Genomic DNA, 15,163 nt, shown 5'->3' with positions numbered 1-15,163 from the left:
GGCCTTCTGCTTGTCGGGTGCGCGGGCTGCCTTCAGATGCCGAGGACGGCGCGGGCCGTGAGGAAGTAGATGACCAGGCCCGTGGCGTCCACCAGCGTCGTCACCATCGGGGCCGACACCACGGCCGGGTCGATCCGCAGCCGCTTCGCCAGCAGCGGCATCGTGCCGCCGACCGTCGCCGCCCAGGCGCAGATGATCACCAGCGCGACACCGACGACCAGCGCGATCTGCGCCCCGACGAAGAGGCTGCCGACCACTATGCCGAGCGCGGCCAGCAGCGCCCCCAGCACCAGGCCGACGCGGCACTCCCGCCAGACGACCGCCAGCAGGTCGGAGCCGCGCACCTCCCCCACGGCGAGCGCCCGTACGCAGGACGTGGCGGCCTGCGCACCGGTGTTGCCGCCGGTGCCGATCAACAGCGGGATGAACATGGCCAGTTGGGTGACCTGCTCCAGCGTGCCCTCGAAGGCCCGGGTGACGGAGACCGTCAGGGTCGCGGCGAGCAGCAGCAACAGCAGCCACACGACGCGGTACCGGGCGAGCTGCCACACCGTCGCCGCCATGTAGTGCCCGGCCCAGGGCGCCGAACCCGACTGCCGGGCCACGTCCTCGGTGTCCGCGGCCTCGATCACCTCGACGGCGTCGTCGATGGTGAGCAGGCCCACGAGCCGGTCCTCGCTGTCGACGACCGGCAGGTCGAGCACGTTCGTCTCGCGCATCAGCCGGGCCGCGTCCTCGGCCGGGTCGGTGGCGTGCGCGCGGGGCGCCTCGGTGACGACCAGTTCGGCGACCGTGCGCTGCGGCGGGCTGAGCACCAGTTCGCGCAGTTCCACCACACCGGTCAGCCGCCGCCCCGAGTCGACGACGGGCAGCGTGTAGACGGTCTCCGCGTCCCCGCCGCGCGCCCGTACCCGCTCCAGCGCCTGCTCCACCGTCAGGTCCTGGTTCAGCGGGACGGTCTGCGGGGTCATGAAGCGGCCGACCGAGCCCTCCGGGTAGCCCAGCAGCGCGGCGGTGACGTTCCGTTCGCCGGAGCTGAGCCCGGCCAGGACGCGCTGGACGACCTTCGCGGGGGCCTCGCGGAGCATCCGCACCCGGTCGTCCGGGTCCATGTCCTCGACGAGGTCGTGGAAGACGGCGTCCCGCAGGCCCATCAGGATGGCCTGCTGGTCGACCGGTTCCAACTCCTCGAAGACGGAGAGTGCCCGGTCCTTGTCCAGGAGCCGGAAGGCGACCACCGCGTCCACGCTGTCCATCCGCGCGAGTTCGTCGGCGATCAGGTGCGGCGGGTTCTCGCCGAGCCAGTGCTGGGCGTCCCGCAGGTCGTGCCGGGAGAGGGCCGACTCGAGGTCGGCGGGCATCCGGCCGGGCAGCTGGGAGTGTGTCATGGCAGGTCCTCGCGGAGGCGGTGAACGGCGGCTGGCGCATCTGCACGCACCGCGCACCCCGCGGGTCCGCTGCCGGGAGATCAGTGCAGCGGGCGGGTTCCGGGAAAGGAGGGCGGCGCGGCGCGGGATGGTCGACTGGGAGGCTCGGTACGCATGCCTGACCACCTCCTCGCTCTTGTGCCGCTCTGCTGACGCCGGCCCTGTGGGCCGTTCACAAGGGTACCGGCCGCCCGGAGCGGCAACCGGCCCGCCCACGGCGGCCGTCAGTCGCGGCAGAGGAGGAGCAGCGCGCGGTCGTCGTTGACGTCCCGGGCGACCGCCTCGATCAGATGCCAGGCCGCGCCGTGGAAGCCGGAGCCGACATACCGGTCGGCCTCCCCCGTGAGCCGGTCGATGCCTTCCGTCATGTCGCGCTCGGCCGTCTCCACCAGTCCGTCGGTGAACAGCATCAGCACGTCGCCCTGGCGCAGCCGCCCCTTCACCGGGTCGAACTGTGCCGCGTCGTACACCCCGAGCAGCTGGCCCTCCGCCACCTTCTCCTCCCACCGTCCGGTGCCGGCGTCCCGCTGGACGGCGGGCACGTGGCCGGCGGAGTAGAGCTCGTAGTCGCCGGTGTCCAGATCGAGCACCAGATGGACGGAGGTGGCGAAGCCCTCCTCCCAGTCCTGCCGCAGCAGATACGCGTTGGCCGCGGGCAGGAAGGCGTGCGGCGGGAGGGAGCCGAGCAGTCCGCCGAACGCGCCGGACAGCAGCAGCGAACGGGAGGCCGCGTCCATGCCCTTGCCGGACACGTCGGTGAGCACCACTTCGAGGGTGCGCTGGTCGGATCCGGTCCGTGCGGCGACGACGAAGTCGCCGGAGAAGGACTGGCCGCCCGCGGGACGGAGCGCCATCTCGCGGTGCCAGCCGCGCGGCAGCCGGGGCAACTGGCTCTGGACGCGGATGCGTTCACGGAGGTCGAAGAGCATGGTGCCGCCGCGCCGCCAGGGCACGCCGACACGGCTGCGGAACTGTGCCACGAGCAGCCCGGAGATCCCGGCGGCCGCGACGACCAGGACGGTGCCCGGGGTGACGCGGCCGCCGCCCGAGTCGTACGGGCCGAGCAGCGCCGACTCGACCACGATGGCCAGCGCGGCGGCCCCGTACAGCGTGATCAGGCTGGCCGGCCGCAGCAGGAGGCCGCCCGCGATGATGGGCAGCACCAGCGCCTCGGGCGCGAACCAGACGGGCAGCCAGAGCGTGGCGCAGGTGAGTGCCGGAACGGTGAGCAGGAGGGCGGCGAGCGCGACCCAGTCGGAGGCGCCGCCGCGGAAGTAGTCGACCGCGGACCTGCGCACTGTGGTGCGGACCCGGTGCAGGGCCTTGTGGGCCGCCCGCAGCCGGGCCGCCGTGGGAGCCACGCCCGGCCGACGTACCGTCATGCTCCGGGACCTTATCCAGCCTGCCGTCGGCGCGTCGATTCCCGGCACCGCCGACGGCGCGGCGGCATGTTCCGTCGCGCGGGCGTGCGGACGGGGGCGGGCCGGGGTGTGCCGGACGCCGCCGAAATCGTTCGCCAGGCCCTGAAAGCCCTGCTAGGGATGGGTACATGACGTGGGAACCGCGGGTACTGCAGGCCGGTGAATGGGACGCCTGGTACGAGAGGCTGGTGGCGGCGTTCGGGGGTGTGGAAGCGGTGGAGGAGCGGGCGCTGGCACGGGAACTCACCGATCCCGCCCGGTCGCTGGGCGTCTGGGACGACGGTGAAGTCGTGGGCACAGCGGGGGCGTTCGCCTTCCGGATGGCGGTGCCGGGCGGCGCTCTGGTGCCCTCGGCCGGCGTCACGATGGTGCATGTGACGGCGACTCACCGGCGACGCGGAGTGCTGCGGTCCCTGATGCGGCGGCAGTTGGACGGCATCCACGAGGCGGGCGGGGAACCGCTGGCGGTGCTGACCGCCTCCGAGCCCGCGATTTACGGCCGGTTCGGGTACGGCCTGGCGAGCAGGCAGATGAACGCCGACATCGATACTTCGCGTACGCGGTTCGACGTGCCGGCCGCGGACGCGCAGCCGGGTGGCGGGGTACGGCTGCGCCTGGTGGACGACGCGCAGGACGCGCGGGACCGGTGCGAGGCGGTGCACGCGCGGCAGGTGCGGGAGCGGCCCGGGGCGCTGGAGCGCCGGCCCGGCTGGGACCGGTGGCTGCTGCTCGACCCGGAGCAGGACAGGCAGGGGGCGTCGCCGCTGCGCTGCGTACTGGCCGAGCGGGACGGTGCGGACGTGGGCTACGCCCGCTACGCGGTCAAGGGCGGCTCGGACGAACGCGACGTGCCCCAGGGCGAGGTGCTGCTGCGCGACATGGTGGCGCTCGACCCGGCGGCGTACGGGGCGCTGTGGCGTCATCTGGCGGAAATCGACCTGACAACGGTGCTGCGGGTGCGGAACAGACCGGTCGACGATCCGTGGCTGCACCTGGTGGACGACGTTCGCCAGTGCGGACTGCGCTGGCGGGACGGGCTGTTCGTGCGCCCCGTGGACGTGGGCGCGGCGCTGGAGGCCCGTACGTACGCGACGCCGCTGGATGTCGTGCTGGACGTGCGGGACGCCTTCTGCCCCTGGAACACGGGCCGTTGGCGGCTCAGCGGCGACTCGAAGGGCGCCGTGTGCGAGCGCACCGGTGACGCGGCCGATCTGACGCTGTCCGTACGGGAGTTGGGCGCGGCCTATCTGGGCGGGGAGTCCCTCACGTCGCTGGCGCTCGCCGGGCGGGTGCGCGAGGAGCGCGAGGGGGCGCTCACGGAGGCGTCGACCGCCTTCATGAACGACCTTGCGCCCTGGCTGCCGCACGGCTTCTGAGGCGGATCCGCCCCGTCCCGTGGCCGGTGCACTTGCACCGGCCACGGGGCGGCCCGCTCAGCGCGAGGAGGCCGCGTCGCAGCGCTGTGCCCGCAGGGCGCGCGCCAGATCGTCACGCGCTTCCAGCACGAGCCGGCGCAGCGCGGGCGCCGCGTCCTCGTGGTCCCGGAGCCACACGTCGGTCTCGTCGAGCGTCGCTTGGTCGGACTGGAGCGACGGGTAGAGGCCACGCACGACGGCCATCGCGATCTCGATCGACCGGGTGCGCCACACGTCCTCCAGCACCTCGAAGTACCGCCCGGCGTACGGCGCGATGAGCTCGCGCTGTTCCGGTCCGGTCTGGGCGAAGCCCGCGATGTTCGCCTCGACCATGGCGTTCGACAGCTGGTCGGACTCGACGACCGCGGCCCACGCCTGCGCCTTGACGGCCGCCAGCGGGCGGGCCGCCAGGCAGCGGGCCTCGTGCCGCTTGCCGGACGCCGTGTCGTCGCGGGCCAGCTCCTCGCGGACGGCGGTCTCGTCCGCCGCGCCCTGCGCGGTCAGCGTCCCCAGGAGCGTCCAGCGCAGCTCCTGGTCGATGTCGAGGCCGTCGATCCGGGCCGAACCGGCCAACAGGCCCTGCAGCAGCCGCAGATCCTGCTCCCGCACGGCCACCGAGGCGAAGAACCGCGCCCAGGCCAGCTGGTGGCCGCTGCCCGGCTCGGCGGCGCGCAGCCGGCTCACCGCGCCTTCGGCCAGCAGCCGTTCGCCCTCCTCGCGCCACTGCGGCGCCGCGTAGTGCGTGACGGCGGTGCGGGCCCAGGCGTGCAGCATCTGGAGCACGCCGACGTCCGTCTCCTCACCGGCGAAACGCAGGACGAGACCGAGGAAGTCGCGGGCGGGCATCAGCCCGTCGCGGGTCAGATTCCACAGGGCCGACCAGCACAGGGCACGCGCCATGGGGTCGGTGAGTTCGCCGATGCCGTCCCGCAGGGTCTCCAGCGAGGTCTCGTCGAAGCGGATCTTGCAGTACGTCAGGTCCTCGTCGTTGACCAGCACCAGCTCGGGCCGGTCCGCGCCGGCCAGCCCCTCGACCACCGTCCGGGCGCCCGTCACGTCGGTCTCCGCCCGGGCGTACCGGACGAGGGCGCCGTCGGCACCCTCGCGCCGGTACAGCCCGACGGCGACGCGGTGCGGCCGCAGCACCGGGTGGTCCGGCACGGCCTCCTGGAGGACGGACAGCTCCGTGATCCGGCCCTGGGCGTCACAAGTGACCTGCGGCGTCAGCGCGTTGACCCCGGCGGTCTGCAGCCAGGCCTTCGCCCATTCGCCCATGTCGCGCGCGGAGGTCTCCTCCAGGACGGACAGCAGGTCGGACAGCCGGGTGTTGCCCCATTCGTGCCGCCGGAAGTAACGCCGGGCGCCCTCCAGGAAGGCGTCCTGGCCCACGTACGCGACGAGCTGCTTGAGGACGCTCGCGCCCTTCGCGTAGGTGATGCCGTCGAAGTTGAGCTTGGCGTCCTCCAGGTCCCGGATGTCGGCGGTGACCGGATGTGTGGAGGGCAGCTGATCGGCCCTGTACGCCCAGGACTTGCGGCGGTTGGCGAAGGTGATCCAGCCGTCGCTGAAGCGGGTGGCGCCCACGAGCGCGAAGGCGCCCATGAAGTCGGCGAAGGACTCCTTCAGCCACAGGTCGTCCCACCACTCCATGGTGACCAGGTCGCCGAACCACATGTGCGCCATCTCGTGCAGGATGACGTTCGCCCGGCCCTCGTACGACGCCTCCGTGACCTTCCCGCGGAAGACGAACTCCTCGCGGAAGGTGACACAGCCCGGGTTCTCCATGGCGCCGATGTTGTACTCCGGCACGAACGCCTGGTCGTACTTCCCGAAGGGGTACGGGTAGTCGAAGTGGTCGTGGAAGAAGTCCAGTCCCTGCTTGGTGACGGTGAAGATGTCGGCGGGGTCGAAGTACCGCGCGAGGCCCTTGCGGCACAGCGCGCCGAGCGGGATCTCCAGCTCCGTGCCGTCGTCGAAGGTGCGCCGGTAGCTGTCCGACACATAGTGGTACGGACCGGCGACGACCGCCGTGATGTACGTCGAGATGGGCTTCGTCCGCTCGAAGCGCCAGATCGCGGCCCGGTCGTCCTCCAGCCGCCGCGGCTCGCCCAGCTGCGCGCCGTTGCTGAGGACCGTCCAGCCGGCCGGTGCGGTGACCGTGAAGTCGAACGGGGCCTTCAGGTCGGGCTGTTCGAAGTTCGCGAAGACCCGCCGCGCGTCGGCCGGCTCGTACTGCGTGTAGAGGTAGGTCTGTCCGTCCTCCGGGTCGAGGAAGTGGTGCAGCCCCTCGCCGGTGCGGCTGTAGGCGCACGCGGCGTCGACCACCAGCTCGTTCTCCGCGGCGAGTCCTTCCAGCGCGAGGCGCGTCCCGTCGAAGACCGCGTCGACGTTCAGGGAACGGCCGTTGAGGGTGACGGAGTGCACCGCGGGGGCGATCAGATCGGCGAAGGTCGCGGCGCCGGGCTCGGCACAGCGGAACCGGACGGTCGTCGTCGAGCGGAACGTGCGCGGCCCGGTCGCCGGCGGGGGCGTCACGGAGGACCGCAGGTCCAGCGCCACCTCGTACCCGTCGACGGTCAGCAGCTCCGCTCGCCGGCGGGCCTCGTCACGGGTCAGATTCTCTCCGGGCACGACGCCACTCCCTCGTATCGCATGTCGGCTCGTCATCGCATGTCGAATGGCCGGCCTCAGCATCGCATGAGGTACAGACAACCTGTAGCGGGGAATTGCCGTGGCGGCCTGTGCGTTCCCCGTTCCGACCGGACGTACGCAGAGCCCGAGGAGACCGAAGCCCATGGCCGAGAAGACCCCCGCAGACTTCTGGTTCGATCCGCTGTGCCCGTGGGCCTGGCTGACCTCCCGCTGGATGCTGGAGGTGGAGAAGGTCCGCCCCGTCGAGGTCCGCTGGCACGTGATGAGCCTCGCCGTGCTGAACGAGGACCGGCTGGACGATCTGCCCGAGGAGTACCGGGACCTGCTGGCGAAGGCCTGGGGTCCGGTGCGGGTGTGCATCGCCGCCGAGCAGAAGCACGGCCCCGAGGTGCTGGGCCGGCTCTACACCGCGCTCGGCACCCGCTTCCACAACCAGGGCCTGGAGAAGACCCGCGAGACGATCGTCGCCGCGCTGGAGGAGGCCGGGCTGCCGGCCGAACTCGCCGACGCCGCCGACTCCGAGGCGTACGACGGACGGCTGCGCGCCTCCCACAAGGAGGGCATCGACCTGGTCGGCCAGGAGGTCGGCACCCCGGTGATCGCGGTGCCCGGCGCGGACGGCGGACAGGTGGCGTTCTTCGGCCCCGTCGTCACCCCGGCACCCAAGGGCGAGGCGGCCGCCAAGCTGTGGGACGGCACGCTGCTGGTCGCAAGCACCCCGGGCTTCTTCGAACTGAAGCGCACGCGCACGCAGGACCCGGTCTTCGACTGACCGGCGGCCCCGGCGGGCGGTTCACCGCTCCCCCGGGCTCCGCAAAGCAGGAGGGCCCCGTACGTCACGACCGTACGGGGCCCTCCCTCTGTACTCCCGCCTGCCCGGGGACCGGTGAGAAGACGATCACGAGGGCGGGAGATCCGGTGCCGTGCGCTCAGCGCCTCACGGCGCGAGCAGCAGGTTGTTGGCGCGCTGCTTCGCCGCGGTGTAGCGGCGGGCCACGTCCTGCCAGTTGACGACCTGCCACATGGCTTCGATGAAGTCGACTTTCTGGTTCTTGTACTGCAGGTAGAAGGCGTGCTCCCAGGCGTCGAAGACCAGGATCGGCACGCTGCCCTGGCCGACGTTGCCCTGGTGGTCGTAGATCTGCTCGACGATGAGCCGCCCGGTGACCGGCTCGAAGGCGAGCACGCCCCAGCCCGAACCCTGGGTGGTGGCCGAGGCCTTCGTCATCTGGGCCTTGAACTTCGCGAACGAGCCGAAGGACTCCGCGATGGCGTCCGCCAGTTCGCCCGTGCCGTCCTTCTCCAGCGGCTCGCCGCCGCCGTCGCCCGACATGTTGTGCCAGTAGATGCTGTGCAGGATGTGGCCGGACAGGTGGAAGGCGAGGTTCTTCTCCAGGCCGTTGACCGCACCCCACTGGTCCTTGTCCCGGGCCTCGGCGAGCTGCTCCAGCGTGTCGTTCGCGCCCTTCACATAGGCCGCGTGGTGCTTGTCGTGGTGCAGCTCGATGATCTCGGGGCTGATGACCGGGGCCAGCTCCGCGTAGTCGTAGGGCAATTCCGGAAGCGTGTACGTCGGCACTGTGCTGTCTCCTCCGCTATTGCACATTACTTGCAAGAAGAACGTAACAGCAAGAGGACATACGTCAGCGGGGCGGCCCCTTCTCAAGGGACCGCCCCGCTCGGGCTGTTGACCGGCCTGATCCGCCGGACCGCCGGTCAGACCTGCTTCGTCGGCTCCTCGTCCACGGCGCGTCGCGGCGCCAGCTTCTGCCGCAGCAGGCCGACGGCCGCCAGCACCACGGTCAGCACCGCGGTGGCCGCCAGCTGCGTACTGGTGTCCTTCTCGGTGAGCATCATGACCAGCACGGCGATGATGCCGAGGATGGCCAGACCGGTCAGCCAGGGGAAGCCCCACATCTTCACGACGAGCTTCTCGGGAGCCTCGCGCTCCGTGCGGCGGCGCAGGATCAGCTGCGCGACGGCGATGAAGCCCCAGACCACGAGGGTCGCGGCGCCCACCATGTTGAGCAGCCACTGGAACACGGTGTCCGGCCACCAGAAGTTGAGCAGCACGGCGAAGAAGCCGAAGCAGGAGGAGGCGACGACCGTCCAGCGCGGCACGCCGCTCGCGCTGACCCGCCCGAGGAAGGCCGGGCCCTCGCCGCGCTGGATCAGCGAGTACGACATGCGGGACGCGCCGTAGATGTTGGCGTTCATCGCGGAGAGCAGCGCCACCAGCACGACGATGTTCATGACCTGCGCGGCGGCCGGGATGCCCAGGTAGTCGAGGACGGCCGCGTACGGGCCGGCCGCCACGGACTTGTCGTCCCACGGGATCAGCGTGACGATCACCAGCATCGAGCCGACGTAGAAGACGGCGATCCGCCACACCGCGGTGCGCACCGCCTTGGCGACGCTCTTCACCGGGTTCTCCGACTCGGCCGCGGCGATGGTCACCGTCTCCAGGCCGCCGTACGCGAACACCGAGGCGAGCAGGCCGAGTACGAGACCGTTCGCGCCGTTCGGCAGGAAGCCGCCCTCGCCGGTCAGGTTGCTGACGCCCGGCGCCTCGGCGCCCGGCAGCACGCCGATGATGGCGAGCACGCCCAGCACCAGGAACGCGGTGATGGCGAAGACCTTCAGCGACGCGAACCAGAACTCCGACTCACCGAAGTTCTTCACCGCGATCAGGTTGGAGCCGCAGAACAGCGCCATGCTGAGCAGGACCCACATCCATTTGTCGGTCTGCGGCATCCACGTCGTCAGGATGTCCGCCGCCGCGGTCGCCTCGGTCGCGATGGCGACGCACAGCAGCACCCAGTAGATCCATCCGGCGGTGAAACCGGCCCACTTGCCCATCGCCCGCTCCGCGTGCACGGAGAAGGAACCCGACGCCGGGTTCGCCGCTGACATCTCGCCGAGCATCCGCATCACGAGCATGACCAGCAGCCCGGAGGCGGCGTACGCGAGCACGATGCCCGGCCCCGCCTTGGCGATGCCCTCACCGGAGCCCACGAACAGGCCGGCGCCGATCACGCCGCCCAGCGCGATCATGGAGAGGTGACGCTGTTTCAGGCCGTGCGAGAGCGCGTTCCCGTTCGTGCCGGAGTCGTTGCTCGGTGGCTCCTGAGGAGGAGGCGCGTCGGACAGCTCTGTGCGCGTCATGAGAGGCCGTTTCCTGGTGGGATGGAGAGGGGGACAGGTGCTGTGGTGCTGCCGTGGTGCCCGTGACGGATGCTGCGGCACTCACCACAGGTGCTGTAGTGCTCACATCAGTCTCGGCAGCCGCCCCGTGTCACTTCAATAGCCGGGCATAACGTTCCGGCATACGGACGGCATGCTCACACAGCGCGTTCGGCCGGGCATGTCCGGGTTCCACGAGAGGCCGGCGGGGTCTTTGTCGCCAAACTCACGCCGCCACTGCCCCGGGCCTCGTATAGCGTCGAACAGTCCCCGCAACCACGACGCATGACAGGGAGTCGCCCTGATGAGCGCCCTCACGTCCCCCGCAGCCGCGCCGCGCACCGGCGCCGTGCTGGCGGACCTGCTGCCGGCCGCAAGCTCCGCCGCCCGCGCGCGCACCCGCGACATCGCGCTGGTCGCCGGCGGCGCCGCCCTCACCGGCATCGCCGCGCAGATAGCCCTCCCCGTCCCGGGCTCCCCCGTGCCGGTGACCGGGCAGAGCTTCGCCGCGCTGCTCGTCGGCGCCGGCCTCGGCGCCCGCCGCGGCCTGCTCTCGATGGCGGTCTACGCGATCGCCGGCGTGGCCGGGATGCCGTGGTTCGCCGAGGGCGGTTCCGGCGTGGCCGCGCCCTCGTTCGGCTACGTGCTGGGCATGCTGCTGACCGCCGTGGTCGTCGGCGGGCTCGCCCGGCGCGGCGGCGACCGGAGCGTCGCGCGGACGGCCGGGACGATGGTGGCCGGCATGGCCGCGACGTACGCCGTGGGTCTCCCCTATCTCGCGCTCGTCACCGGCATGTCGGTGAGCGAGACCCTCGCGGCGGGCCTGGTGCCGTTCCTCGTGGGCGATGTGCTCAAGGCGGCACTGGCGATGGGCGCGCTGCCGACGGCCTGGAAGCTGGCCGGCCGCCGCGGCTGACGCCCGGCGTACGACAGCCCGGCGGACACGCGTCCGCGCCGTGGTCCCGGCCGCGCGCCGGGGCCGCGGCCACGCGTCATAGACTCGGCCCCATGCGCGTGTACCTCGGCTCCGATCATGCCGGTTATGAACTCAAGAACCACCTCGTCGACTGGCTGAAGGCGGCGGGCCACGAACCCGTCGACTGCGGCCCGCACATCTACGACGCCGAAGACGACTATCCGCCGTTCTGCCTGCGCGCCGCCGAGCGCACCGCGTCGGACAACGAGGCGCTGGGCATCGTCATCGGCGGCTCCGGCAACGGCGAGCAGATGGCCGCGAACAAGGTCAAGGGCGTGCGCTGCGCGCTGGCCTGGAGCGAGGAGACCGCGGCGCTCGGCCGCGAGCACAACAACGCCAACGTCGTCAGCGTCGGGTCGCGCATGCACACGACCGACGAGGCCGTGAAGTTCGTCGAGACCTTCCTGAACACGCCCTTCTCGGGCGGCGAGCGGCACGTGCGCCGCATCGACATGCTGTCCGTCTACGAGGCGACCGGCCAGCTGCCCCCCGTGCCCGCGCACCACCCGCAGCAGGACTGACCGGGGAATGCCCGAGGGGCACACCATCCACAGACTGGCCGCCGACCACGAGGAGTGGTTCGGCGGCCGGTCCGTGCGTGCCTCCAGCCCGCAGGGCAAGTTCTCCGACGGCGCCGCGCTGATCGACGGACAGCCCCTGACCGGCGCCGAGGCGCACGGCAAGCACCTCTTCCTCGGCTTCGGCCCGGTCGGCTGGGTGCACGTACACCTGGGCCTGTACGGCAAGTTCGGCTTCGGCGAGGGTGCCGCGCCCGCTCCCGTGGGGCAGATACGGCTGCGCCTCGCCACCGACGAGGGGTACGCGGATCTGCGCGGGCCGACGCGCTGCGAGCTGATCACGGACGCGGAACGGGAAGCGGTACGGGACCGGCTCGGCCCCGACCCGCTGCGGGCCGACGCGGAGCCCGGCCGTGCGTGGGAGCGCGTCTCGCGGAGCCGTACGACGGTCGCGGCGCTGCTGATGGACCAGAAGATCGTCGCCGGTGTCGGCAACGTCTACCGCGCGGAGGTCCTCTTCCGGCACGGCATCGACCCGTACCGGGCGGGACGGGACCTGACGCGGTCCGAATGGGACGCGATCTGGGCGGACCTGGTCCTGCTGATGCGGGAGGGCGTGCGCCTGAACCGCATCGACACCGTGCGCCCCGAGCACACGCCGGAGGCCATGGGCCGCCCGCCCCGCGTCGACGACCACGGCGGCGAGGTCTACGTGTACCGCCGCGCGGCCCGCCCCTGCCACGTGTGCGGCACGGACATCCGCACAGCGGAACTGGCGGCCCGCAACCTCTTCTGGTGCCCCGGCTGCCAACGGGGCTGAGGGGGCGGGGTGTTGACGGGCCTTGCGGAGTGCGGGGCTCGCGGGGTGCGGGCCCGGCGGTCGTTCGGGGTTCTCACCAGAGGTCGCCCTCGCGGTAGTCGCAGATGAGGGAGCCGCTCGGCCGGATCCCCGACGCCACGGGCAGCACCATCACTCCGCCGTCCTCCTCCGCGGTACGGACCACGCCCTGGAGGGTCAGCGCCCAGGTGGGGCCTTGCCAGAGCTGCCAGCCGCGGCCCGCGTAGAACGCCTCCGCCTCCTCCGAGGCGGAGAGCGCGCCCAGTTCGTACGCGCCGCGCACGACCCGTTCCAGCTCGGCCATCATCGCCGAGGCGATCCCGCGCCGGCGCATGTCCGCCCGCACGCCGACCCCCTCCACGTACCCGGTACGCAGCGCGCGCCCCTCGTGCACCAACTGCCGCTGTACGACGGCCGCGTGACCGGCGAGTACGGTGCCGTCCCACGCGAGCGCGTGCATGCCGCCGAGCGAGTGCGCCCAGTCCTCCGCCCCGAAGTCCCCCTCGAACGCCTCCTCCAGCACCGAACGGGCCACACGGCGGTCCCCGTCACCCAGCTCGGCGGAATGCACAACCTGAACACGAACTCCGGTCATGCGCCGCATCGTAGACCTGACCGCACGCGCGCCCTCCGGACGCCGCGGCGACGCCCGCTCCGCGGCCTCAGGCCGGGGCGGGCAGCGGGGCCGGGGCCGGAACGGGCTCCAGCAGGGGGGCCGGGAGGGTGTGGGGGTGATCCCGCAGCCAGTCGCGGTAGGCGTCACTGGCCCAGGCCACCTCCCCGTACGCGGCGCGCAGGTCGGAGAAGAGCGCGTCGTTCTCCGGCGCCGGCCCGGGGCGGGTGGCGAGGAGGAGGCGGACGGCGAGGGGGTCGCCGCGCAGGGGGCGGATGGTCATGCCGGGGCGGGGCCGGGACGTGGGCTGGCAGGGGGTGACCACTTCGCCGCCCGCCACGAGGTCGCCGGCGGCGAGGTAGTCGCCGTACACCACGCGCGGGGCGAGCCCCTCCTCGGCGAAGACCCGCCGCAGTCCGGCCGAGTCACCGTCGACCGCGGGGTCGACCATCCAGCGGTCGGAGGCCAGGTCGGACAGCCGCAGTTCGGACAGTGCGGCGGCAGGATGGTGCGCGGGCAGGGCGACGAACTGTGGTTCGCGCGCGACGAGTACACGCTGCTCGATGCCGTCCGGACAGTGCAGCGGCGCCCCTTCGACCTCGTGGACGAAGACGGCGTCCAACTGGTTTGCCGCGAGCATGCGCAGCAGTGTGTTGGCGGAGACGTCCATCTGGATGGTGGTGTCGGTCTCCGGGAAGCGTGCGCGGAGGCGGCGCAGCCAGCCGGGTACGGCGCGGCTGCCCGTACTGCCCAGCCGGATGCGGCGTCCGGTGTCACAGGTTTGCCCGGCCGCGTCCCTGGCCTCGGTGACGAGGGCCGACATCTCGGCCACCAGGGGGCGGGCGCGGCTGAGGACGGAGCGGCCCAGCGGCGTGGGCCGTGCGCCCGTGCGTTCGCGGGAGAAGAGCTGACCGCCGATGGTCTGCTCGATGCGTCGGAGCTGGGTGGTCAAGGAGGGCTGGGTCATGCCCAGTTGACGGGCCGCCTTGTGCACGCTGCCCGCGTCGGCGATGGCGCACAGGGCGCGGAGGTGCCTCACTTCGAGCTCCACGGTCGCGGAGCATAGCCGGACGTGGGCATGCCATCCAGACCCCGCGTACCGAGGACTCACGCGCGCGGGAGCCCCGTCTCCTCGGGGACAGCCGGGAGAACCGGGGACAGCGGTGACAGCCGGGGATAGCCCCGTCCTATCGGGAGTTGGCATCATCACGCGGCGCACAGGGCTCCCACAGACTCTCCCGCAGCAGACTCCGGCGGCCGCTCCGGCCTCCCCCACAGCGGAGCGGCCGCCGGTGTCACTGAGGAGAAGGAGACCCCCACATGCGACACCGTAAAACGGCCCTCACAGCGGCCTCGGCGTTCGGTCTCGCGGCCGCTCTGGGACTGGGCGCGGCCGGTTCACTCACCACGTCGGCGGCCCCGCCCGCCGGCCAGAAGGCCACACAGGTACAGGCACAACAGGCCGACGTGCGCGCCGGATTCACCGCGAAGGGCTCACACGGCTCCTACGCGGGCGAGGACAGGAAGGCGACCGAGGCGTTCATGAAGGCCGTTCTGGCCGACGCCCGCGAGAAGCAGGCGGCACAGCCCGGCATCCAGCAGGTGACGGTCACGTACGACGCGAGCAAGGCGCCCACGTTCAAGAGCCAGATAGCCAACAGCACGTCGGTGTGGAACGCCGCCGAGGAGAACGTGGAGCTGAAGGAGGGCAGCAGCCCCAGCTTCGAGTACCGCGAGGGCGACGACTCGCGCGGCTCGTACGCGTCGACCGACGGGCACGGCAACGGCTACATATTCCTCGACTACAAGCAGAACCAGGAGTACGACGCCGAGCGGGTCGTCGCCCACGAGACGGGCCATGTGCTGGGACTGCCGGACAACTACTCGGGCCCCTGCGAGGAGCTGATGTCCGGCGGCGGCCCCGGACCGTCCTGCACGAACGACCAGCCGAACGCCGCCGAACGCACACGGGTCGACCAGCTGTGGGCCAACGGCCTGCTGAACGGCGCCCGCTGACGGCCTGACAGCACACGCACACCCCCCACACGCATGTGGGCCCCGGCAGCGGCAGCCGGGGCCCACATGTCCGTGTGCGGGCAGACCGTCGGCCCGCCCGCACA

13 protein-coding genes are annotated in these 15,163 nt (G+C 71.9%); 6 read left to right on the top strand and 7 right to left on the bottom strand.

What is annotated here, in order from left to right; all coding sequences use genetic code 11:
- Positions 1–32 precede the first annotated feature (32 nt).
- The gene (gene mgtE, locus AC3AGO_RS22690) at positions 33–1,388 is read right to left on the bottom strand and encodes a magnesium transporter (RefSeq protein WP_487822063.1); all 1,356 of its coding nucleotides are present in this window, start codon (positions 1,386–1,388) and stop codon (positions 33–35) included.
- Positions 1,389–1,651: 263 nt separating this feature from the next.
- Complete coding sequence (locus tag AC3AGO_RS22685; protein ID WP_487822062.1) at positions 1,652–2,809, bottom strand: SpoIIE family protein phosphatase; 1,158 nt, start codon at positions 2,807–2,809, stop codon at positions 1,652–1,654.
- A 167-nt stretch (positions 2,810–2,976) separates the two neighbouring features.
- Between AC3AGO_RS22685 and AC3AGO_RS22680 the strand changes: the two genes are divergently transcribed.
- Positions 2,977–4,224: a GNAT family N-acetyltransferase gene (locus tag AC3AGO_RS22680; protein ID WP_487822061.1), complete on the top strand. Its 1,248-nt coding sequence runs from the start codon at positions 2,977–2,979 to the stop codon at positions 4,222–4,224.
- A gap of 57 nt (positions 4,225–4,281) precedes the next feature.
- Here AC3AGO_RS22680 and pepN read toward each other — a convergent pair whose 3' ends face one another.
- Positions 4,282–6,894, bottom strand: coding sequence for an aminopeptidase N (gene pepN, locus AC3AGO_RS22675; RefSeq protein WP_487822060.1), 2,613 nt, complete (start codon positions 6,892–6,894; stop codon positions 4,282–4,284).
- Positions 6,895–7,057: 163 nt separating this feature from the next.
- Between pepN and AC3AGO_RS22670 the strand changes: the two genes are divergently transcribed.
- Positions 7,058–7,687 carry a mycothiol-dependent nitroreductase Rv2466c family protein gene (locus tag AC3AGO_RS22670; protein WP_487822059.1) on the top strand — a complete coding sequence of 210 codons (630 nt, stop codon included), beginning with the start codon at positions 7,058–7,060 and terminating at the stop codon, positions 7,685–7,687.
- A 165-nt stretch (positions 7,688–7,852) separates the two neighbouring features.
- Here AC3AGO_RS22670 and AC3AGO_RS22665 read toward each other — a convergent pair whose 3' ends face one another.
- Positions 7,853–8,494, bottom strand: a complete 642-nt coding sequence (locus tag AC3AGO_RS22665; RefSeq protein ID WP_487822058.1) for a superoxide dismutase — start codon at positions 8,492–8,494, stop codon at positions 7,853–7,855.
- 137 nt (positions 8,495–8,631) lie between these two features.
- Positions 8,632–10,080: an amino acid permease gene (locus AC3AGO_RS22660; protein WP_487822057.1), complete on the bottom strand. Its 1,449-nt coding sequence runs from the start codon at positions 10,078–10,080 to the stop codon at positions 8,632–8,634.
- Positions 10,081–10,402: 322 nt separating this feature from the next.
- On the opposite strand from AC3AGO_RS22660, the gene AC3AGO_RS22655 reads away from it, so the two are divergent.
- The 3 genes from AC3AGO_RS22655 to AC3AGO_RS22645 all read left to right on the top strand — a co-directional run bounded on the left by AC3AGO_RS22655 (position 10,403) and on the right by AC3AGO_RS22645 (position 12,412).
- Positions 10,403–11,014 carry a biotin transporter BioY gene (locus AC3AGO_RS22655; protein WP_487822056.1) on the top strand — a complete coding sequence of 204 codons (612 nt, stop codon included), beginning with the start codon at positions 10,403–10,405 and terminating at the stop codon, positions 11,012–11,014.
- A gap of 92 nt (positions 11,015–11,106) precedes the next feature.
- Positions 11,107–11,595 (top strand): ribose-5-phosphate isomerase, encoded by a 489-nt coding sequence (locus tag AC3AGO_RS22650; RefSeq protein WP_487822055.1) that lies wholly within the window; start codon positions 11,107–11,109, stop codon positions 11,593–11,595.
- 7 nt (positions 11,596–11,602) lie between these two features.
- A complete protein-coding gene (locus tag AC3AGO_RS22645; RefSeq protein ID WP_487822054.1) occupies positions 11,603–12,412 on the top strand; it encodes an Fpg/Nei family DNA glycosylase in 810 nt (269 codons plus the stop codon).
- Between the two features lie 73 nt (positions 12,413–12,485).
- Here the strand turns inward: AC3AGO_RS22645 and AC3AGO_RS22640 are convergent, their stop codons facing one another.
- On the bottom strand, positions 12,486–13,025 hold the full coding sequence (locus AC3AGO_RS22640; protein WP_487822053.1) for a GNAT family N-acetyltransferase: 540 nt from the start codon (positions 13,023–13,025) through the stop codon (positions 12,486–12,488).
- 67 nt (positions 13,026–13,092) lie between these two features.
- Positions 13,093–14,094 (bottom strand): LysR family transcriptional regulator, encoded by a 1,002-nt coding sequence (locus tag AC3AGO_RS22635; protein WP_487822052.1) that lies wholly within the window; start codon positions 14,092–14,094, stop codon positions 13,093–13,095.
- Between the two features lie 269 nt (positions 14,095–14,363).
- Between AC3AGO_RS22635 and snpA the strand changes: the two genes are divergently transcribed.
- The gene (gene snpA / locus AC3AGO_RS22630) at positions 14,364–15,059 is read left to right on the top strand and encodes a snapalysin (protein ID WP_487822051.1); all 696 of its coding nucleotides are present in this window, start codon (positions 14,364–14,366) and stop codon (positions 15,057–15,059) included.
- Positions 15,060–15,163 lie beyond the last annotated feature (104 nt).

Source organism: Streptomyces sp. BL1 (genome assembly GCF_057628045.1).
Note: the sequence above shows the minus strand (reverse complement) of the source record. Positions and strands in the feature narration are given on the sequence as shown.

Excerpts from the sequence above, each read along its gene's own strand:
- snpA (WP_487822051.1), top strand. The coding sequence starts at position 14,364 with ATGCGACACCGTAAAACGGCCCTCACAGCGGCCTCGGCGTTCGGTCTC.
- AC3AGO_RS22650 (WP_487822055.1), top strand. The coding sequence starts at position 11,107 with ATGCGCGTGTACCTCGGCTCCGATCATGCCGGTTATGAACTCAAGAAC.
- AC3AGO_RS22670 (WP_487822059.1), top strand. The coding sequence starts at position 7,058 with ATGGCCGAGAAGACCCCCGCAGACTTCTGGTTCGATCCGCTGTGCCCG.
- AC3AGO_RS22655 (WP_487822056.1), top strand. The coding sequence starts at position 10,403 with ATGAGCGCCCTCACGTCCCCCGCAGCCGCGCCGCGCACCGGCGCCGTG.
- AC3AGO_RS22640 (WP_487822053.1), bottom strand. The coding sequence starts at position 13,025 with ATGACCGGAGTTCGTGTTCAGGTTGTGCATTCCGCCGAGCTGGGTGAC.
- AC3AGO_RS22660 (WP_487822057.1), bottom strand. The coding sequence starts at position 10,080 with ATGACGCGCACAGAGCTGTCCGACGCGCCTCCTCCTCAGGAGCCACCG.
- AC3AGO_RS22680 (WP_487822061.1), top strand. The coding sequence starts at position 2,977 with ATGACGTGGGAACCGCGGGTACTGCAGGCCGGTGAATGGGACGCCTGG.
- AC3AGO_RS22645 (WP_487822054.1), top strand. The coding sequence starts at position 11,603 with ATGCCCGAGGGGCACACCATCCACAGACTGGCCGCCGACCACGAGGAG.
- AC3AGO_RS22685 (WP_487822062.1), bottom strand. The coding sequence starts at position 2,809 with ATGACGGTACGTCGGCCGGGCGTGGCTCCCACGGCGGCCCGGCTGCGG.
- mgtE (WP_487822063.1), bottom strand. The coding sequence starts at position 1,388 with ATGACACACTCCCAGCTGCCCGGCCGGATGCCCGCCGACCTCGAGTCG.